The organism is Bacillus sp. G402, assembly GCF_051172515.1.
Lineage (GTDB): Bacteria > Bacillota > Bacilli > Bacillales > Bacillaceae > Bacillus > Bacillus altitudinis.
Genome location: NZ_JBPIZC010000003.1, coordinates 229,354 through 249,376, shown reverse-complemented (window position 1 = coordinate 249,376; position 20,023 = coordinate 229,354). Strand labels below are relative to the sequence as shown.

The window sequence follows — 20,023 nt, the reverse complement described above, 5'->3', positions numbered from 1 at the left end:
AAATGTGTCAGTAAGTATTAAAGATGTCGCATTGAAAGCTGGAGTATCTATCGCCTCTGTTTCCCGAGTATTAAGTGGCAAACCAGGAGTAGGTGCTCAAACGGCTGAAAGAATTAAACAAGTGATTGATGAATTAGGCTATCGTCCTAATTTAGGAGCTAGAGGGCTCGTTAAAAGAAAGACTGGCAATATTGCTGTCGTGGTTCCGCGTGGTTCATATATTTTGAATAATCCATTTTTTTCGACGATTTTAGATGGGATAGCGAAGGAATTAGATGAGACTGAATTCAATATGTTGATGTCATTTACATCTGTACAGCAGCAGCGATTACTTGAAACGCAGGCTGTAGATGGTGCCATTTTATTTTCTCCAAGAAATGAAGAATTGAGCATGGATTGGTTAAAAAGTTTAGCTATTCCCATTATCGTTGTCGGAAGTTACTTAGAGGATTCTCCATTTCCATGTGTCAGGCCTGATGATGAAGAAGGTGTGTGCCAATCTGTCACGTCCTTATTTGATAAAGGTCATCGAACCATTGGACTGGTCAATGGTCCAATGAGTTCGATGCATAGTGTGAGGTATTACAAGGGGTATGAGCGTACACTGAAAAGTTTAGGATTAACAATGAACAAAGAGCTTGTGTTTGAGTTAGATGAATTTGATGGGGGAAAAGTAGTAGAAGTGGTTTCTCAATTTCTCCAAGGAAACCAGCACATGACTGGAGTTGTTTGCTCTTCAGATTTTTTGGCGATAGGGGTCATGAAAGCGGCAGATATCGCAAATGTGTCAATACCTCATGATTTGTCTGTCGTTGGTGCTGATGATGTGCCCATTGCAAGTTTTCTAACCCCTTCTTTATCTTCTGTTCATGTTGATTTAGTTGGAATGGGAAGAAAAGCGGTTTCTTTACTAACGCAGTTATTAGAAGGAGAACAGTTAGAGAAGATGGAACATATCTTCCCGATGTACTATGTAGATCGTGGCACCACGGGAACGCCAAAAAAGAAATGATAGATGCTGAAAACTCATATGATCGCTTTAGAATGTCTCTTCATTTAAAATGTAAGCGATTTCTTTTGTGCTCATCAGCATGTACTTTTGCATCATTTCCTCTATTAAGGAGGAGATATCATGACGTTAGAACTCAGCGGAAATTCAAATTCTCATGATGAGCAAGTTGTTGATAGAGCTTCACAACTATTGACTAGGATGGAAAGTGTACCTTTTTCGAGATGGCATTTAAAACCTCGTATCATTATGGGATCTGCTACCTTTTTTGATGCTTTTGATGCGCTATCTTTAGCGTTTGTTCTCCCAGTTCTCATCGGCATGTGGAATTTATCACCTGCTCAAATTGGTCTTCTTATTGGGTCTGGTTATATCGGACAAGCGATTGGTGCTATTTTCTTTGGATGGTTAGCAGAAAGACGTGGCCGTGTATTTAGTGCAAAGTGGACTGTATTTCTCATGTCTATTATGAGTATCGCATGTGTATTTTCAGGTAACTTTATGGCCCTTTTTATTTTTCGTTTTATACAGGGGATTGGAGTAGGAGGAGAAGTGCCAGTAGCGGCCTCATATATCAATGAGTTGTCCCGGGCCCAAGGCAGAGGGAGATTTTTTATGCTCTATGAGATGATTTTTCCATTAGGATTAATGATCTCAGCTCAAATTGGTGCATTTGTTGTACCTAGTTTTGGGTGGAAATGGATGTTCTTGATTGGTGGAATTGGCGGTTTAATCGTCTTTGTCTTCTTTTTCATGTTGCGTGAATCTCCAAGATGGCTTATTTCAAAAGGCAGGTTAGATGAAGCCGAAAGAATCATTGAAGAGATTGAAGCTAGTACGGACAAACGAATGCCTGTTGCAAAGCAAGTGTCCAGCAGCACTGAAAAAGGCGACTGGAAAGAGCTCTTTTCTACTTTTTATCGTAAAAGAACATTGATCGTATGGGGACTATGGTTTTCTGCCTACTTTGTATCGAATGGATTAAATAACTGGTTACCGAGTCTTTATAATACGGTTTACAATTTGCCAGTTGGAGATTCATTAAGGGCAGCCTCTCTCACAAATATTTTACAGACCATAGGGGTATTCGCTTGTGCATTTTTGATCGATAAAGTAGGACGGAAGCGCTGGGCAACCATTGCATTTATCGTAACAGGTGCTTTATTAACGGCTTTATGGATCAGCGGAGCAAATTCTCCAGAAAGCGTTATTTATTTAGGGTCCGCTGCCTACGGAATGATGGGGACCATTACAGTTCTTCTCTATTTATATACACCTGAAATCTATCCAACCCGTATGAGGGTAATTGGTACGGCATTTGCTACAGCGTGGCTTAGGCTGGCCTCAGCGATCGCTCCTATTATGATAGGTTTTATTTTAGAGGTGAGAGGTGTTTCAACTATTTTTATTCTTTTTGCAAGTGTGACTGTAGTGGGAGCAATTCTTGCTTTTAAAATGATCGAAACGCGAGAGAAAGTATTAGAAGATATTGCACCGTAAGTGATGCATGCAGTGAAGAACTTATTCTAAAGAGGGTAGGTTCTTTTTTTATTCAGAGGATTTACGTACACTTTTGAAAAAGCCTAACCTACCTCAGTTCAATTATCTTATAATAGAAACATTATCAGTACTCCTTGTCATAAACATGAAAAGTAATATCTATCAGATAGTGTAAATGTATATTCATAATATAAAAGTCTACCGGCTAGGGTAGACTTTTTCGATCAGTTTAATGTTTGATCCCTTGAAGTAGTGCGGCTTTTAGGCAAAAGGATATTGGCTGACGATGTTCGTCGAATTGCAGTTGAAACAGCTGTTTCGTTTCATCGTCTGCAGCATGAAGGTGGGCAACGATTTCCTTTTGAACATTTTCTGGTGTACGTCCTCGTATAATCCAGTCCTGATAATAAATATGCAGATCCCAGTAACGGATATCTTCTTTCGTCAGATGGTTGTCAGCGAAAAGCTCTTTCCATTCTGATAACGAGCTTTCTCGCACATGGGATGGATCTCTCAGTCTATTTAAATGATTAATAAAGTCATCCTGTGCTTGGTTTTCAGGTGCATAATGATCGACAAGTAGAAATTTGCCGCCTTTCTTTAAGACTCGGCTGATTTCAGACATGGCTGCCGGGAGATGTGGGAAGTGATGAGCAGCAAATCGGCATGTGACGAGATCAAATGATGCATCAGAAAAGGGCAATGCGTCTGCGGATGCCTGCTCAAACGTAATGTGGTTCAGCTGGCGCTCATCCGCAAGTGCTGTAGCAACCTCGATCATTTTGTGTGTGACATCAATCCCGATTCCTTTAGAGATGACGTCTGAAAAGGAAAAAACGGTATGACCTGCCGCGCAGCCGATATCAAGTAGATGCTCATCGCCCTTTGCCTTCGCCGCCGTTTTCATCCATTCAAGTTCTTTTCCAGCTGAAAAGATGGGTGAATCTCGGTAGTTCTCTGCATTTTGTGAGAATTGTTTCTCGGCTTTTGAATATGGATTCATTCCTTTACCCCCTTTTTGTTGTTTCTTTATCGTAGGGTTCTTCCCGTGATTTGTCTAAGACATAAAAGATATGATATGAATAGTTAAAACCTATGAGGTGAGAGAAGTGGATATACGAATGATGGAATATGTCATGGAAGTGTACCGGCAGCAAAGCTTTACAAAAGCAGCGGAAAAACTTCACATTGCACAGCCCTCGTTAAGTCAGCAAATTAAAAAACTTGAGGAGGAATTAGATACTCCTCTGTTTATTCGGAAGTATGGACAAGTCACTCCTACACCTCAAGGAAACCGATTGATCAAAAGAGCAGAGACCATTTTGAAGGAACGAGATGATTTGTTACGTGAGATGGGGGAAGCTGCTTATGAGGTAGGGAAAGAACTGAAGATCGGTGCGCCAGCTGTCACAGGGGGATATGTCCTGCCAAGTTTATTAAAAACCTATTGTCAAACGTATCCGCACGTTCACGTTCATTTGATAGAAGAATCGCCTCGTGAGCTAGAAAGACGTTTACTCGCTGGGAAACTGGATCTGGCGATTCTTTCTCTGCCTGTCGAGCATGAATCATTGAAAACAAAACAAATGCTGACAGAGCCGCTTCTCCTCGCCATTCCGCAAACGGCTCAACCGTGGTTGACGGATGAACTCAATGAAATCATCAATCAAGCGGATCAAGAAGGGTCTGTCCCGTTTCACCTTCTGGAAAACGCCCCATTTATTATGCTGAAAGAGGGATATGGCTTTCGGCAAGTGGTCATGGAACTGTGCCGTCATCATGGCTTTCGGCCGAGGATTGCATTTGAAACAAGTCATATTCAAACAGCTCAGGCATTGGTTGAAAATGAGCTAGGTGTGACGGTGGTGCCGAAAATGGTGGCACAAGAGGAAAGGAAAGAAGTCACTTATTTACACATTGATTCATGCCCAACCCGCACACTTGTGTTTGCATATGTGGAAGAAAGATATTTAACGAAAGCCGCTCAAGCCTTCATGGACCTTCAACAGAATCAAGGAAAAGCTTAAACAAACGTTTAATTAAACGTAAAAAGCAGGGGAGTCCCCTGCTTTCTAATATAAATCCAGCCGCTGATCTGTCATGACGGGGATTTGTTGTCTCACTTCATCTACGAGCTGAAGATCAATGTTTGCATAATAAATGTCTTCTTCATCATTTGTCTCAAGTAGAATGCGTCCGAGCGGGTCAATCACCATGGAGTGACCAGGGAATTCAGTGTCTCTGCTTGTGCCCGTCCGGTTCACCGCAATCACAAATGACTGATTCTCAATGGCTCTTGCGATGAGCAGACTGCGCCAATGGTCCACTCTTGCTGACGGCCATTGAGCGGTATTAACAAGCACCTTCGCCCCTTTGTTCACGAGCGTCCTAGAAAGCTGAGGGAAGCGGAGGTCATAGCAGATCATGGTGCCAATCTTGACATCTTCATCATAGTTAAATAAACCAAGCTGATGACCGGCGGTTAAATAGTTGTGTTCATCCATTAAGCGGAATAAATGAATTTTATCATAATCTAACAAAAGCTCACCTTGACGGTTAAAGACATACATTGTATTGGTGATGTTTTCATCTTCTGTCCTCTTATTTAAAACACTGCCTGCGATGAGATACACTTGGTGCTTGCGGGCAAAGGAAGAGAAGAGTTGTTTTGTTCGCTCGCCATCTGCATCGGCAAGCTCATCCGCTTGTTCCAGCGCATAGCCGGTATTCCACATTTCAGGTAGAATAATCAAATCAGGCTGTTGGCGGATGGCTTCTTCTAAACATTCTTCTGCTTTCTGAAAGTTTACATCAGGTTCTCCTATTTGTACGTCCATTTGAATCAGGGCGATGTTCATGTCGGTCTGCCTCCTTTATTCGTTTCATGCAATGAATGGTTCGGGTGATATTGCCTGAAGCATCTAGTCTTCAAGCCAGTTTCTTTATCATAAAGCTTTCCGCCATCTTTGCCAATAGAAATGTCAGAAGGTTTTGTTAAATGACTTTCTCAATCAAGAAATGAGTGGTATGATACTCATAACTAATAAAACAAAGGGGAATAGTATGATATGCAATTGTTCGATTTATCACTAGAAGAGCTAAAAAAATATAAACCAAAGAAAACAGCACGTCCTGATTTCTCAGACTTTTGGAAGAAATCGCTCGAAGAACTGCGCCAAGTGGAGGCAGAGCCAACACTTGAATCTTATGACTATCCAGTGAAAGGCGTCAAGGTGTACCGCCTGACGTATCAAAGCTTTGGACATTCTAAAATTGAAGGCTTTTATGCTGTGCCTGATCAAACTGGTCCGCATCCAGCGCTCGTTCGTTTTCATGGCTATAATGCCAGCTATGACGACGGCATTCATGACATCGTCAACTGGGCGCTGCACGGCTATGCAACATTTGGTATGCTCGTCCGTGGTCAAGGTGGCAGTGAAGACACATCAGTGACGCCAGGCGGGCATGCATTAGGATGGATGACAAAAGGCATTTTATCGAAGGATACGTACTATTATCGAGGCGTTTATCTAGATGCTGTTCGTGCACTTGAAGTCATTCAGTCTTTCCCCGAAGTAGATGAACATCGTATCGGCGTGATCGGTGGAAGTCAGGGGGGGGCGTTAGCGATTGCGGCCGCAGCCCTTTCAGACATTCCAAAAGTCGTTGTGGCAGACTATCCTTACTTATCAAATTTTGAGCGTGCAGTTGATGTTGCCTTGGAGCAGCCTTATTTAGAAATCAATTCATACTTTCGCAGAAACAGTGATCCAGAAGCGGAAGAAAAGGTATTTGAGACATTAAGTTACTTTGATTTAATCAATTTAGCCGGCTGGGTGAAACAGCCAACATTGATGGCGATCGGTCTGATTGATCAAGTGACACCGCCATCCACCGTGTTTGCGGCATACAATCATTTAGAAACAGATAAAGAGCTGAAAGTGTACCGATATTTTGGGCACGAGTTTATTCCTGCTTTTCAAACAGAGAAGCTGTCCTTTTTACAAAAGCATTTGCTTCTATCAACATAAGAGCATGACAAAGAGCTAAAATGACATTCATTTTAGCTCTTTGTCTTTTTCAGCTATTGGAGCGATCAGCTTAATAACTAGTGTTCTGTCTTGTTTTTTCATCAGGCACTAATGCTGTAACGATCAGGGCAAGGGCTGTGATGATGTGAAGGATGAATCCGAGAATCGGAATCCATGCAAGGCAGGATGTAACAATCCCAATGATACTTCCAATCATTGGTCCCTGGTCTCGCTTCGATAAGACGAGTGTGATAATATGCAGAATAAGCATGACCATGAGCGGTGAATAGCCATTGCTGATAACGAATAGACCTCCGATCACAGGGATAGCAAGGCAAGCTTCAAAAATCCCAGTGATCCATTTCATAATGCGAGATATAGACATCAGATCCAACTCCTTTTTCATATATGTCTTATTCGTATTTTCCCAAAAGGTGAAGAAGTCATGCAGAATTCTATAGAAAGAGTTGATGGACACTTGAGAGAGAGAATTAAGGAAGAGCTGAAAATCATTGAAAAAACGTATGACATCAAGATTTGTCTCGCCGTTGAATCGGGCAGCAGGGCATGGGGATTTCCTTCAACTGACAGTGATTATGATGTTCGCTTTTTATACGTTCCCCGGAAAGAATGGTACTGGGCGATGGAAGAGCATCGTGATGTCATTGAACGGCCAATTGATGACATGCTTGATATCAGCGGCTGGGAGCTGCGAAAGGCGTTGCGTTTATTCAATAAATCGAATCCATCCATTATGGAATGGCTGTCTTCTGACATCATTTATGCTGAATCCTTCTCTCTAGCCAAGCGGCTGAGAGAATTAAAGGATCGAGCGTTTTACCCTGCAGCATTGATGTATCATTACCTCAATATGGCGAAACGGAATGAGAGCCGGCATTTACGAGGAGAGCAGGTGCGAATCAAGAAGTATTTCTATGTGCTTCGTCCGCTGCTTGCCTGTCAGTGGATTGAACGTTACCGGACGGTTCCACCCATGGACTTTCATGAATTACTCAAGGAGCTAGTGGAGGAATTCCCGCTGTTAGCAGAAATTCACGAACTGCTCAAACGTAAAATGGACGGAGAAGAAATGGATGTAGAGAACCGTCTCGCTCATGTCCATCCATTTATTGATCAAGAGCTGGTGCGTTTTGATGAATTGGTGAAAAGCTACAATCAGCCGAAAGACAATCTGATGCAAGAATTAAATGAGCTTTTGCAGTCTACCCTTTATGAGGTGTGGGCGTAGGAGGGGAGAGTCAGCCGGATAGAGGCAGACTCTTTTTTTATCTCTTATTGTGATAAAACCACAAAAAAAGTCAGAATTTTTGTCATCTTCAAATATTGTAGCGGACAGCTCATGAGCCTTACAATAAAGACATAGCTTACAAAGAGTGGGAGGTGCCCTTTATGGAGTCGGTCACAAGAAATTTCTTCTTGTTTTTGTCAAAGAGCAGTCTCTTGAACCATATTGCTCGTAATTGGGGAAGTGCTGTTGCATCAAAGAAAATCATCGGTGGGAAGGATTTTGAGAGCGCTATCCCTGTCATCAAACGATTAAATGATCAAGGTATGGCCGTAACGGTCGATCACCTCGGTGAGTTTGTCACAAAGGCAGAGATTGCAAATGAGCGGACGAATGAGTGTATTCAAACCATTCAGCGAATTGCAGAGGCGGGACTCAATTCCCACGTATCACTTAAAATGACATCGCTTGGCTTAGATATTGACGATGATCTCGTGTATCGCAATATGAAAAGCATTTTAGATACGGCAGAGAAACACCGTATTATGGTGACAATTGATATGGAGGATGAACAGCGCTGTCAAAAAACGCTGGACATTTTTAAAGAAATGAAATCTCAATATGAGTATGTCAGTACGGTTTTGCAGGCGTATTTGTACAGAACAGAACAAGATCTTGATGACCTAAATGAGTTGCAGCCATTTTTAAGACTTGTAAAGGGTGCCTATAAGGAATCCGCCGAAGTGGCGTATCCAAACAAAAAAGACGTCGATCAGAATTACAAGAAGCTGATCGAAAAGCAGTTACTCTCAGGGAATTATACAGCCATTGCGACACATGACGATCAAATGATCGAATTTACGAAACATATTGTGAAAAAACACAATATACAGACAGATCAGTTCGAATTTCAAATGCTGTATGGCATGAGATCAGAAACGCAGCAAGCACTCGTGAAGGAAGGCTATCAAATGAGGGTCTACACCCCGTATGGACGAGAGTGGTATGGCTACTACATGAGACGTCTTGCAGAACGACCGGCAAATATTGCATTTGCTTTAAAAGGGATGACGAGAAAATAATTTGAAACGGGAGCGTGACAAAGATGACAACACCTTACAAGCATGAACCATTCACGGATTTTAGCCAGGAAGAAAATCGCCAAGCGTTTGAACAAGCATTAGCCAAAGTAACAGAATCACTTGGGCAAACTTATCCGCTTGTGATTAATGGAGAAAGAATCGAAACAACAGACAAGATTGTCTCGATCAATCCGGCGAAGAAGGAAGAAGTCGTGGGTACCGTATCAAAAGCTGGGAAAGAAGAGGCAGAGCAAGCGATTCAAGCTGCAGCAAAAGCGTTTGAAACATGGCGCTACACGTCTCCAGAAGAAAGAGCAGGCGTCTTATTCCGCGCTGCGGCAAGCATTCGCCGTAAAAAGCATGAGTATTCAGCTCTTCTCGTTAAAGAAGCAGGGAAGCCTTGGAATGAAGCGGATGCAGATACAGCAGAAGCCATTGACTTCCTAGAGTATTATGCCCGTCAAATGCTAGAGCTTGCGAAAGGCAAACCGGTGAACAGCCGCGAAGGGGAACGCAATCAATATGTGTACACACCAACTGGCGTGACGCTTGTCATTCCACCATGGAACTTCTTGTTTGCGATCATGGCAGGAACAACCGTTGCACCAATCGTCACAGGGAATACAGTCGTATTAAAGCCAGCAAGTGCGACGCCTGTCATTGCTGCCCGCTTTGTAGAAGAACTGGAGCAAGCAGGTCTTCCGAAAGGTGTTGTCAACTTCGTGCCAGGTAGCGGAGCAGAAGTAGGAGATTACTTAGTAGATCATCCGAAAACAAGCCTTATTACATTCACTGGATCAAGAGAAGTGGGCACACGTATTTTTGAACGTGCGGCAAAAGTACAGCCAGGACAACAGCATTTAAAGCGTGTCATTGCTGAAATGGGCGGTAAAGATACAGTCGTTGTAGATGAAGATGCAGATGTCGAATTAGCCGCTAACGCCATTTTCACATCAGCCTTCGGATTCTCAGGTCAAAAATGTTCGGCTGGATCTCGGGCAGTCGTCCACGAGAAACTGTATGACCAAGTCGTTGAGCGAGTGAAAGAAATCACAGAAACGAAAACAACAGCGAATCCGTTATCAGCTGATGTGTACATGGGACCTGTCATTGATCAAGCTTCCTTTGACAAGATCACGGAATATATCGAAATTGGCAAGCAAGAAGGCCGTCTAGTCACTGGCGGAACAAGTGATGATTCAGAAGGGTACTTCATTCATCCAACCGTGTTTGCAGATCTAGAGCCAACATCTCGTCTAATGCAAGAAGAAATCTTTGGACCTGTCCTAGCTTTCTCAAAAGTCTCAAGCTTTGATGAGGCGCTTGAAGTAGCCAACAACACAGAATACGGGTTAACCGGTGCGGTCATTACAAATAATCGTGATCACATCAACCGTGCGAAGCAGGAGTTCCATGTCGGGAACCTTTACTTTAACCGTAACTGTACGGGAGCGATTGTGGGTTACCACCCATTTGGCGGCTTTAAAATGTCAGGAACTGATTCAAAAGCAGGCGGTCCAGATTACCTTGCTCTGCACATGCAGGCCAAAACGATCAGCGAAATGTTTTAATATGGAAAAGCATGAACTCGTGCAGGCGAGTTCATGCTTTTTTTACCTGTCTACGACTTGTTTCTATACAAATATGACTGGAAAGAAGTATGATAAATGTATCACTTATTCAGGGAGCAATCGGGATGGAAGAGATATTAGAAAAGCTTCATACATTTTTTGATGTCGATAAATTAATTGCATTTATTAGTGGTTATTTAAAGAAACCAGTCATTTTAGAAAGTACTGAATGTCAGCTGCTTGCTTATAATTCTTACAGCATCCAGCAGTTCGACCCAGTCAATCAGCAAACCATTTTCTCAAAGGAATGTCCGGGAGCTGTGGTGGATTGGTTAAAAAAAACAGGGGTCATTGAGCAGCTATATACAGATTCAAATCCTTTTTATGTGAATGGTCATGAGGAGCTCGGGTTTAATCGACGAGTAGCTGTAAGCGCCAAGCACAAACAAGAGGTTGTCGGCTTTATTTGGGTGCAGGACATTGAAGATTCTCTCTCTCAAGAGGAGCTGCAATTTTTACACGAGGCATCGTTTCAAGTTGGAAAAGTCATTTATAAAAATAAGAAACAGTTGGAGAAAAAGGAAGGCAAGATTGAAGAGTTCTTCAAAAAGGTCATGGATGATCATTTTTATACAGAAGAAGAGCTAAAATGGGAAGCTGAGAATTTAAGCATTCCACTGCCAGCTGTCTTTACTGTGATGGTTGTTCATGCCGCCGATAACAAAAGTGAGACGGCAGAAGATGTGAAGGATGTGATTAGAACCTATTTACAGCTAGAAGACAAGGTCAATCATGTCTACTCTGTGCAAGCAGACATCGTCGTGATATTAGGCAGTTTGTCAGATCGACACTCACCAAAAGCGACCGCTGCGGATGTCGTCGCCCATCTTCAATCGAAAACGCATACACACCCATCTCCTTTATATATTGGGATGGGAAGAGAATATCGAGATGTCATGAAAATGAGCACAAGTCGATTTGAAGCGATAGAAGTCGTGAAAGCAGTGAAGATTGTCGGGGGGCAGGAATTGATTCCATACGATTACGAGCATTTGGGGGTCTTCCGGTTCTTAGACTCGATTTACAGTCACCAAAAAAAGAAAAACGACTTCAATCCAGATTTGTTGCGCCTAAAGGAAAAAGACCGTGACAGTCAAACATCATTTTTAAAAACCTTAGAGGTCTACTTATTGAATAATTGCAAGCTAAAACCAGCTGCAGAGCAGTTATTTATTCATCAAAATACACTAAACTATCGAATGAAACAAATTTTTGAAATGACGTCTATAGATTTAAGTCATTTTAGCCAGCGATGTGAGTTATTTATTGAATTGATGCTGATGAAAAAAGATCAATAGGCGTGGACTCCGCAGGTGCAAAGGCTGACCTGCGGATTTTCATGCGAGATGATAAAATGGCATACAATTGCCTTATTTCGTTGTATGATAGATAAAGATTTTATAAGGAAAGCGAAAGGAGGGCCACCTTTGGGATCAGTCACCTTGGCCATTTTGATTTTCATCATGACCCTCGTCCTTGTCATTTGGCAGCCAGGACGTTTAACCATTGGATGGTCAGCGTGCGGGGGAGCGATTCTTGCTCTTGCTTTTGGGGTCGTTCATTTGGGCGATGTATGGGAAGTTACCCAAATTGTCTGGAACGCCACCTTTGCATTTATTGGAATTATCATCATTTCATTGATTTTAGATGAGATTGGTTTTTTTGAATGGGCGGCACTTCATATGGCAAAAGCCGCAAGAGGGAACGGGGTCCGCATGTTTATTTATTTAACATTGCTCGGCGCTGTGGTAGCAGCTTTTTTTGCCAACGATGGAGCAGCACTTATCTTAACCCCAATCGTTTTATCTGTGGTCAGAGCGCTGAAGCTGGATGAGCGTATGATCCTGCCATTTGTCATGGCAAGCGGCTTTATTGCAGATACGACGTCTTTGCCATTTGTCATTAGTAACTTGGTCAATATCGTATCAGCCGATTATTTTCATATTGGCTTTCTTGAATATACAGCAAACATGTTCGTCCCAAACCTTGTATCGCTTGGCGCTAGTATGCTTGTGCTGTATGTGTTTTATCGGAAACTCATCCCGAAAACGTACGATGTTTCGCAGGCGAAGGAACCAGCTTCGGCCATTCGTGATCTGCGCATGTTCCGGTTATCTTGGTATGTGTTAGGGTGCTTGCTTGTTGGATATTTTGCTGGGGAATTGGCAGGCATTCCGGTGTCAATCATTGTAGGAGGCATTGCCATTGCTTTCTTATGGCTGGCGAAACGGAGTCCACAAGTGGCGACAAAACGAGTCGTCAAAGAAGCACCGTGGTCGATTGTTTTTTTCTCTATCGGCATGTATGTCGTGGTGTATGGGCTGAAAAATGTCGGCCTGACAGAAATTTTAGCGGCGTGGATTGAACAGGGGGCGTCACACGGTTTACTTGCGGGAACGATGTTTATGGGGGTTCTGGCAGCAGTGCTATCTTCTGTCATGAACAACCTCCCAACCGTTTTAATTGATGCGATTGCCATCGGTCACACAGATACAGCAGGTGTGATGAGAGATGCACTGATTTATGCCAACGTCATCGGCTCAAACCTTGGTCCGAAAATGACCCCAATCGGTTCATTGGCGACATTGCTGTGGCTTCATGTCTTGAAGAAAAAAGGTGTGCATATTTCTTGGGGGGCATACATGAAAGCTGGAATCATTCTAACCATACCGACGCTGATCATCACGTTATTGGGGTTGTATGTGTGGTTATGGTTGATACATTAAAAAGCAGATCCCATGGATCTCAGTGCGTAGGCAAATCCTCGCATTCTTTGTCAGTCCTGCGCGCTGGTGCTCACGAATGTCAAATTCGCTCTGTGCCAGTACTCGTCCTTCCTAGACTGCAAAGGTTTTCTATCACGCTGAAAAGGAAACAAAGGGCTAAAATCAAGTTCATTTTAGCCCTTTGTCAACAATCTGAGCAGATCCCATGGATCTGCTTTTTGTTGTTAAAGATATTTTGCATAGCGTTTTTCCAAAAAGTCTTGGAGCAATGAGACCACACTGCATATGCCCCAGTAAATCAAGGCAACCAATATATACATGGTCATATAATCGAATTCTCGTCCACCCACAATTTTTGCTTGCTGGAAGAGTTCGGGCACAGTAATCATTGCCGCTAGTGAGGAAGCTTTGATTAAATCAAGCATGACGTTGGTCAGGGGCGGCAGTGCAATGCGCACGGATTGAGGCAAAATGACACCGCGCATCGTTTGCCAATAACTGAGACCAAGTGATTTGGCGGCTTCCACTTGACCACTTGGAACAGAGGAGAGAGCCGCCCGGTTAATTTCGGCAATGTATGCAGCACTATTGAAGCTGAATCCAATAATAGCAGCAGTGACAGCTGTAAATTCAATGCCGATGTAAGGGAATCCGAAATAAAGGATAAACAAAATGACCAGAATGGGAACCCCACGCATGAATGAAATATACAGCCGTGCAGGCAACCGAAGGAACCACGTATTTGCCATTCTAGCAAGGGCAATAAAAAAGCCAAGAATCGTACCAAAAAACATGCTCACAAAAGAAATGAGCAGCGTCAGCCAGATGCCTTTCATCACAAACGGAAATGACGCTTTTGCCAGTGCAGGATTAAAGATATATTCTAAATGAATATCTCCCACGGCTGCGGCTCCTTATTTAGAAATGTCGACATCTTCGACATCAACATCAATTTTCTTTGAGACGTCAGCATGATTAAAGAATTTCTCTGAAATCTTTTTCATGGTTCCATCTTTTTTCATCTCTTTTAATACACGATTTAATTCTTTTTGAAGCTCTGTATTGTCTTTTTTCATCACAAACCCTTGTTCATTCGGCATGTACTTTAAGTCTGGATGGATCGTAATATTTAGCTTAGGGAATGCAGCAAGCGCCAGTGTTTGCAAGTAGTAGTCATTTAAAATGACATCTGTACGGCCGTTTGCGACATCCTTTAAATATTGCTCGTTTGTGGCATTATCATAGATGACTTCTTTTGCACCATACTTACGGGCAACATCCATATAAATGGTCGTTGCAGCACCTGCTGCTTTCTTTCCTTTTAAATCCTTTAGCGTTTTAATACCTGACAGATCATCTTTTCTGACGATAGCGGTTCCGTATGAGTATTTATAAGGTGTTGAAAAGGCGAACTTATCTTTCCTGTCATCTGTGATGTCGATATCGTTTGCAGCGGCATCCACCTGACCTGAATTAATGGCACTGAGCATACCGTCATAACCCATTTCTTTAAATTCTACTTTTACGTCAAGGCGCTTAAATGCTTCTTTGACGACTTCCACTTCATATCCAGTCAATTGATCCTTGCCGTTCGATGTATCATGGTAAGACGTAGGATACAAGGTGCCTGAAGTAGCGACCACGATTTTCCCTTTCTTTTGAATCTGATCCCACTTTGATTCTCCAGACTGAGATGAGCCTGATTGATTGCAAGCAGACATAACAAGCATGAGAGCAGACACAACAAGCAGCACCCATATAGGTTTTCTATGATAAAAACGACTCATTTAAGAATCCTCCTCTATTTTTTATACAAAACAAAACATAGCACGCTTTTTCAGTTAGGACAACGTTTTCAGATGAAAAGCGAAAAAGTAAGAATATTATGTGCAATTTGATGGGGTGAATAATGTATAAAAAAGGAAAGAGTGCGCAAATTAAAATCGAATAAAGGAGGGAACGACAGAGATGAAAAAAACAAGTGGTTTGATCATACTAACGATGGTGCTATTATTTGGTTTTCAGATGAATACGGCTCATGGAGAAACACCCCAAATGGAAAAGCGCCCCGTCACGCATCAAGTAAAATTAACGACAGAGCAACAAAAACAAATTGAAGTACTTGAACAGCAAATTTTGTCTAAACGAAAAGAAGTGATCGAAAAATACGTTCAGTATGGTGTGTTAACGAAGGAACAAGGCACGCACATCACAAAACGAATGGATGAACATTACAATCACTTAAAAAATAACGGGTTTGTTCCATTACTAAAAAAACCACAGCACCATCGACCATAAGTTTAAGAAAACCGGCAGCAAGGTGCCGGTTTTTATTGTTTATGTGTTAAAAGGTCAGCGTCTCACCATCTTGAGGGACAAAAATGGCCTGATCTGCATGATTCTCTTGAATGTAAGATTTTAATGCGGCTCTTGTTAATAAACAATGATTCACGGCTTCAAGGTGACAGGCGATGATTTGAGCTTGTGGTTGAGTATGGTGAATGTCTACAATCTCTTCCTTTGTCATCGTAATTGGATCTCCCTCTAAAAATTGGGCAGCCCCACTATTGACCACAATAATATCTGGCTGGCATGTATTCACAACCTCTTTCGGCTCATCACACCAAATGGTATCTCCTGCAATATAAAGAGTAGGCTCATCAGGATGAGAGAAAACAAAACCGCTCACTTGTCCCATCCGTTTAGCGGTTTCTCCTGTCCCGTGCTGCCCGCCAGTTCGTTTGATATGAACACCGCAAATTTCCATTTCATCTTCAAAGCATGTAACATGCTGAAATCCAGCTTCTTTTACTTCCGTGCGATCTTTCTCTGATTGAGTATAGATCGGCAAAGTTTGCGCTAACCTCTTTTTTGCCTCGTCGTCAAAGTGATCTACATGTAAATGAGTGAGCAGGACAGCATCAGGCTGTAATATCTTGTCCAAATCAATGTTTGCAGGCAGCTCAACAATTGGATTGTTTACATGTTGATTGGCAGTATGCGGGAACGGTGGATAGGTTCCTTTTGCTGCTAAAAAGGGATCGATTAAAAATGTTGACGGACCATATTGAAGGTATAAAGTAGCATTACGAATGAGTGTTATTTTCATTAGAAGGCCTCCTTTTTTTCTTATTAAGTTTACAGTATATTAAAAGAGCCTCATGTGACAGAGGATCATTAAAGTCTTTCAGCGGAACGACTTGATTTTTGAAAGAGGTGAGCTAATGCTAGACAAAACAGATATGGATATATTAAAAGAACTCTCAAAGAATAGCCGATTGACGATGAAAGCACTTGGTGAAAAAGTCCATTTAACCGGTCAAGCTGCTAAAAATAGAGTTTTAAAGCTTGAAGAAAAGGGGATTATTGAAGCCTATACCATTTCAATTAACTGGCGGACACAGCAGAACATCCAAACATTTTTGCAGCTCTTTACCCGAAGTTATGATCATGAACCGCTTTTATCGTTTCTCCATCAAAAGGAAGAAATCAAAAACCTGTTTAAAATAAGTGGAGAGGGCTGTTATATGGCTGAAGGACATTTCTCCAGTCATGATGAGCTTGATCAATTTTTAACGGAGCTAACAAAGCATGCAAATTATAAATTGTCTATCGCTGTGAAACGTCTCACTCATCAAGAATAGATGAGGCGCAGGAGGAAATAACCGATGAAAAGATTAATTGAACATCAGGCTGAACCGATCACAAAGGAAAGAATCAAAGCGGATTTGGTTCAACTTGGTGTAAGGAAGGGCATGATCTTATGTGTCCACTCATCCTTGTCATCTATTGGCTGGGTGAATGGAGGAGCTATAGCCGTTATCCAAGCTATGATGGATATTTTAACAGATGAAGGAACACTGATTATGCCGGCACAAACATTAGAGCTGTCTGATCCTGCTGATTGGATCAATCCGCCTGTTCCTTATTCTTGGTGGAAACCGATCAAAGACACGATGCCTGCATTTGATCCGGCGTACACAGCTCCAACAGCAATGGGAAAGGTAGCGGAGACCTTTTGGAAATACCCAGGCGTAGAAAGAAGCAATCATCCTCATTTCTCATTCACCGCCTGGGGGAAAAGGAAACATGAAGTGTTGAACCACCATGCGCTTCCTTATGGTTTAGGAGAAAATTCACCTCTTGGACGTATGTACGATCTTGATGCAAAAGTGTTGCTAATTGGCACGTCATTCGAAAGTGTGACAGCTTTTCACTTAGCTGAATATCGAATCTCACAGCAAGACCTCATGACACGAGGGGCCCCCATTTTAGAGAATGGTTGGAGGGTGTGGAAAGAGTATCAAGATATCATCACAAGAGAAGAACTATTTGAACAGATTGGTCGTGATTTTTTACAATCAGGATGTCGTTATAACCACAGTCGAATCGGGCTAGCCAATTCGTATTTAATGCCGATGAGAGAATCAGTCGATTTTGCAGAAAAATGGCTTGAACAGTACGACCAGGCGTGATCTAAGCAGTCTGAAAATCAAAATAATAGAGATCTTGATCAGGGTGCTCAGATATATAGCAGGTGAGCTGATAGTCTCCTTTTGGAATGGAGAAAGACAGTATCTGTGCCATGACGCTTGTTAGATAAACATGATCACTTGAATGAGTAAATGGCACTGTGATGACTCTATCAACGGATGATGGAGGCTCATGGCTGTTTAATGTCACGATAATAGAAGCCTTTCCGTTATTGATGCCTTCAAAAGAAATACCTCGATCCCCAGTTGCGAATCCTTGAAGAATATCGTCATCTGTCCAATCAATCACAGGTGGCGTCGCGCTTCCAGTGTATACGGTGATTTGGTGATAGGAGATAGATAGGGGATACATTTGATTTAAATCATTCATATAGATTAACTCCTTTATTCATAAAATTTGTCCAGCTGGCGATCATGTTGAAAAGTGAATGTTTGAAAGTTTGAAAGTATGATAATTGAAGAGAATGTTAGGCAGCAAGACGATTGTCGCCGTCTTGCGCTACTGTTTGAGGGATCTAGATGTGAAATTGTGAAACCATTTCTTTTAGGTCTCCTGCTAAATGGGCAAGAGCCTCTGATGAAGCTGTTACTTCTTCCATTGCTGCAAATTGTTCTTCTGTTAAACCTGCTACTTGTTGTGAATGTTCACTCGTCAGTTTAACGCCTTCTGTGATAGAGGCAAAGGTCTGCTTCGCATCATTTGTATAAGCTGCGATTTTTTGGGATGCATCTGATAAATGTTGAATGCCATCTGCCATTTCCTTCATTGACTGCTGAATGTCAATAAATGATTCCTCTGTATGAGATATAAGAACAGCCCCTTGAGCCGCTTCCTCTCGTACTCGTTTAATGGCACTCGTCGAATGATTCATCTCTTTTTGTATTTCGGAAATGAGATGTGAAATCATGTTGGATGAGGTTTGCGATTCTTCTGCGAGCTTCCTCACTTCGTCTGCCACAACGGCAAAACCTTTTCCATGTTCACCTGCGCGTGCTGCCTCAATGGCCGCATTAAGAGCAAGTAGATTTGTTTGGTTAGCGATATCTGTAATCACTTTGGAAATCTGATCGATCTCGGCTGAACGTGTTTCTAGCGCTTGAATTGCTGTACCGTTCTCTTCAATTGATTTTGCAATTGATGTCATTTGTGAATTGACTTCACCGATATTTTGTACACCTTTTTGGGCCATTTCTTGTGCGGACTGGCTTCTTGTTGCCATTTGTCCCGCATTTTCAGTGATGTTTACCAGCTCGTTAGATACTTGTCTCATCGTGTGCTCACTAGCTGTCATTTGGGCTGATTGCTGTTCAGACGATTGAGCGACTTCTTGAATGGTATGGGTAATTTTTTCTGATGCTGCACTCGTTTCTTCTGCGCTAGCTGACAGCTCCTCAGAAGAAGTGGCTACTAATTCCGATGTTTTGATCACATTTAAAATGGTTTGATTTAATTTCTCACGCATCTTATTAAAGTGACCTGCCAGCTCAGAAAGTTCATCGCCTGTGTGATCTGTCACGTTGATGGTTAAATTTCCTTCGCCTGCACTCTTAATAGCAGATGCCATATGTTTGAGACGTGTCTGAATCCGCTTTGTGAAAATAGAAATAATGATAACAGAAACAATTAAACTTAACAGTAGAACCGTGACAAATTGAATAAAGAAAGACTGAAGCATTTGTGAAATCATGCTTTGATTTGCACCGGTATAGAAAATACCAATCGTTTCCCCTGTATCATTTTTGATGGGCATATAAGCCGTTTGGTAATCTTTCCCCGCAACATTGGCTGTTCCGTAATAATTCTCGCCTTTATCCAAAACGGCGGCCTTTACTTCAGGTGAGACTTCGGTTCCTACAGCTCGTTTCCCGTTTAACATGACATTTGTGGCAACACGGGTATTTCCTTGGAAAATCGTGATTGTATCACCAGTATATTCGGCTAATTGATCAACCAATGTGTCATGGTTATTGATTTGAGTATTTCCTTTGTAAAGCTTGCCATCTTTTATCTGCCACGAGCCAGCAACCTTTTCAGTTAGGTAAGCGTATCCTAGCTTTAGATCGCCTTTTGCTTTTTCGGTGGCCATTTGCTTAATGTTCTCTGTCATTTCGCGGTTCACTACATAACCAACCACTGCTGAAAATACGATGAGGACACTTAAAAAGATCAGCATTATTTTGGCGCCAAGCCTCAGTTTTCCTTTTTTCTTCATGCTTTTTACTCCTTTAGGTATAAGGTAGGGTATCCCTCCTTAAAGATTATCGGCATGAAAAAAATGTTTGATATACGTGAATGCACTTACAC

At 42.1% G+C, this 20,023-nt stretch carries 20 protein-coding genes; 12 read left to right on the top strand and 8 right to left on the bottom strand.

The features are described from left to right. Positions 1 to 4 precede the first annotated feature (4 nt). Together ACSBQP_RS14825 and ACSBQP_RS14820 are read left to right on the top strand one after the other, a co-directional pair. Entirely contained in the window at positions 5 to 1,012 is a 1,008-nt protein-coding gene (locus ACSBQP_RS14825) for a LacI family DNA-binding transcriptional regulator (RefSeq protein WP_098680995.1), read from the top strand. Between the two features lie 120 nt (positions 1,013 to 1,132). Beyond that, entirely contained in the window at positions 1,133 to 2,509 is a 1,377-nt protein-coding gene (locus ACSBQP_RS14820) for an MFS transporter (RefSeq protein ID WP_060832061.1), read from the top strand. 229 nt (positions 2,510 to 2,738) lie between these two features. On the opposite strand, the gene ACSBQP_RS14815 is transcribed toward ACSBQP_RS14820, so the two are convergent. Then, positions 2,739 to 3,512 carry a methyltransferase domain-containing protein gene (locus ACSBQP_RS14815; RefSeq protein ID WP_435028551.1) on the bottom strand — a complete coding sequence of 258 codons (774 nt, stop codon included), beginning with the start codon at positions 3,510 to 3,512 and terminating at the stop codon, positions 2,739 to 2,741. A 118-nt stretch (positions 3,513 to 3,630) separates the two neighbouring features. On the opposite strand from ACSBQP_RS14815, the gene ACSBQP_RS14810 reads away from it, so the two are divergent. Next, positions 3,631 to 4,536, top strand: coding sequence for a LysR family transcriptional regulator (locus ACSBQP_RS14810; RefSeq protein ID WP_060832062.1), 906 nt, complete (start codon positions 3,631 to 3,633; stop codon positions 4,534 to 4,536). A 45-nt stretch (positions 4,537 to 4,581) separates the two neighbouring features. On the opposite strand, the gene ACSBQP_RS14805 is transcribed toward ACSBQP_RS14810, so the two are convergent. Then, entirely contained in the window at positions 4,582 to 5,367 is a 786-nt protein-coding gene (locus ACSBQP_RS14805) for a carbon-nitrogen family hydrolase (protein WP_060832063.1), read from the bottom strand. A 210-nt stretch (positions 5,368 to 5,577) separates the two neighbouring features. Between ACSBQP_RS14805 and ACSBQP_RS14800 the strand changes: the two genes are divergently transcribed. Continuing rightward, positions 5,578 to 6,540, top strand: a complete 963-nt coding sequence (locus ACSBQP_RS14800) for an acetylxylan esterase (RefSeq protein ID WP_098680996.1) — start codon at positions 5,578 to 5,580, stop codon at positions 6,538 to 6,540. 70 nt (positions 6,541 to 6,610) lie between these two features. Here the strand turns inward: ACSBQP_RS14800 and ACSBQP_RS14795 are convergent, their stop codons facing one another. Next, positions 6,611 to 6,925, bottom strand: coding sequence for a hypothetical protein (locus ACSBQP_RS14795; protein WP_008342068.1), 315 nt, complete (start codon positions 6,923 to 6,925; stop codon positions 6,611 to 6,613). A gap of 60 nt (positions 6,926 to 6,985) precedes the next feature. On the opposite strand from ACSBQP_RS14795, the gene ACSBQP_RS14790 reads away from it, so the two are divergent. The 5 genes from ACSBQP_RS14790 to ACSBQP_RS14770 all read left to right on the top strand — a co-directional run bounded on the left by ACSBQP_RS14790 (position 6,986) and on the right by ACSBQP_RS14770 (position 13,225). Continuing rightward, complete coding sequence (locus tag ACSBQP_RS14790) at positions 6,986 to 7,789, top strand: nucleotidyltransferase domain-containing protein (RefSeq protein WP_435028550.1); 804 nt, start codon at positions 6,986 to 6,988, stop codon at positions 7,787 to 7,789. A gap of 161 nt (positions 7,790 to 7,950) precedes the next feature. Continuing rightward, on the top strand, positions 7,951 to 8,868 hold the full coding sequence (locus tag ACSBQP_RS14785; protein ID WP_007498256.1) for a proline dehydrogenase family protein: 918 nt from the start codon (positions 7,951 to 7,953) through the stop codon (positions 8,866 to 8,868). A 23-nt stretch (positions 8,869 to 8,891) separates the two neighbouring features. After that, entirely contained in the window at positions 8,892 to 10,439 is a 1,548-nt protein-coding gene (gene pruA, locus ACSBQP_RS14780; RefSeq protein WP_007498254.1) for an L-glutamate gamma-semialdehyde dehydrogenase, read from the top strand. 125 nt (positions 10,440 to 10,564) lie between these two features. Then, positions 10,565 to 11,797, top strand: a complete 1,233-nt coding sequence (locus ACSBQP_RS14775) for a PucR family transcriptional regulator (protein WP_017358555.1) — start codon at positions 10,565 to 10,567, stop codon at positions 11,795 to 11,797. A gap of 129 nt (positions 11,798 to 11,926) precedes the next feature. Next, on the top strand, positions 11,927 to 13,225 hold the full coding sequence (locus ACSBQP_RS14770; protein ID WP_008342056.1) for an arsenic transporter: 1,299 nt from the start codon (positions 11,927 to 11,929) through the stop codon (positions 13,223 to 13,225). A 224-nt stretch (positions 13,226 to 13,449) separates the two neighbouring features. Here the strand turns inward: ACSBQP_RS14770 and ACSBQP_RS14765 are convergent, their stop codons facing one another. Beyond that, a complete protein-coding gene (locus ACSBQP_RS14765) occupies positions 13,450 to 14,127 on the bottom strand; it encodes an amino acid ABC transporter permease (RefSeq protein WP_008347854.1) in 678 nt (225 codons plus the stop codon). Positions 14,128 to 14,139: 12 nt separating this feature from the next. Continuing rightward, positions 14,140 to 14,955, bottom strand: a complete 816-nt coding sequence (locus ACSBQP_RS14760; protein ID WP_370529221.1) for a transporter substrate-binding domain-containing protein — start codon at positions 14,953 to 14,955, stop codon at positions 14,140 to 14,142. Between the two features lie 238 nt (positions 14,956 to 15,193). On the opposite strand from ACSBQP_RS14760, the gene ACSBQP_RS14755 reads away from it, so the two are divergent. Continuing rightward, on the top strand, positions 15,194 to 15,523 hold the full coding sequence (locus tag ACSBQP_RS14755; RefSeq protein WP_048002417.1) for a YckD family protein: 330 nt from the start codon (positions 15,194 to 15,196) through the stop codon (positions 15,521 to 15,523). 46 nt (positions 15,524 to 15,569) lie between these two features. On the opposite strand, the gene ACSBQP_RS14750 is transcribed toward ACSBQP_RS14755, so the two are convergent. Then, positions 15,570 to 16,334: an MBL fold metallo-hydrolase gene (locus ACSBQP_RS14750; protein WP_435028549.1), complete on the bottom strand. Its 765-nt coding sequence runs from the start codon at positions 16,332 to 16,334 to the stop codon at positions 15,570 to 15,572. A 115-nt stretch (positions 16,335 to 16,449) separates the two neighbouring features. Here ACSBQP_RS14750 and ACSBQP_RS14745 point away from each other — a divergent pair, with 115 nt between their 5' ends. Then, positions 16,450 to 16,869 (top strand): Lrp/AsnC family transcriptional regulator, encoded by a 420-nt coding sequence (locus ACSBQP_RS14745; RefSeq protein ID WP_435028548.1) that lies wholly within the window; start codon positions 16,450 to 16,452, stop codon positions 16,867 to 16,869. A 24-nt stretch (positions 16,870 to 16,893) separates the two neighbouring features. Then, positions 16,894 to 17,700 (top strand): aminoglycoside N(3)-acetyltransferase, encoded by an 807-nt coding sequence (locus ACSBQP_RS14740; protein ID WP_435028547.1) that lies wholly within the window; start codon positions 16,894 to 16,896, stop codon positions 17,698 to 17,700. A 1-nt stretch (position 17,701) separates the two neighbouring features. On the opposite strand, the gene comJ is transcribed toward ACSBQP_RS14740, so the two are convergent. Together comJ and ACSBQP_RS14730 are read right to left on the bottom strand one after the other, a co-directional pair. After that, a complete protein-coding gene (gene comJ / locus ACSBQP_RS14735) occupies positions 17,702 to 18,088 on the bottom strand; it encodes a competence protein ComJ (RefSeq protein ID WP_081114847.1) in 387 nt (128 codons plus the stop codon). Positions 18,089 to 18,233: 145 nt separating this feature from the next. Next, entirely contained in the window at positions 18,234 to 19,931 is a 1,698-nt protein-coding gene (locus ACSBQP_RS14730) for a methyl-accepting chemotaxis protein (protein WP_217816190.1), read from the bottom strand. Between the last annotated feature and the right edge of the window lie 92 nt (positions 19,932 to 20,023).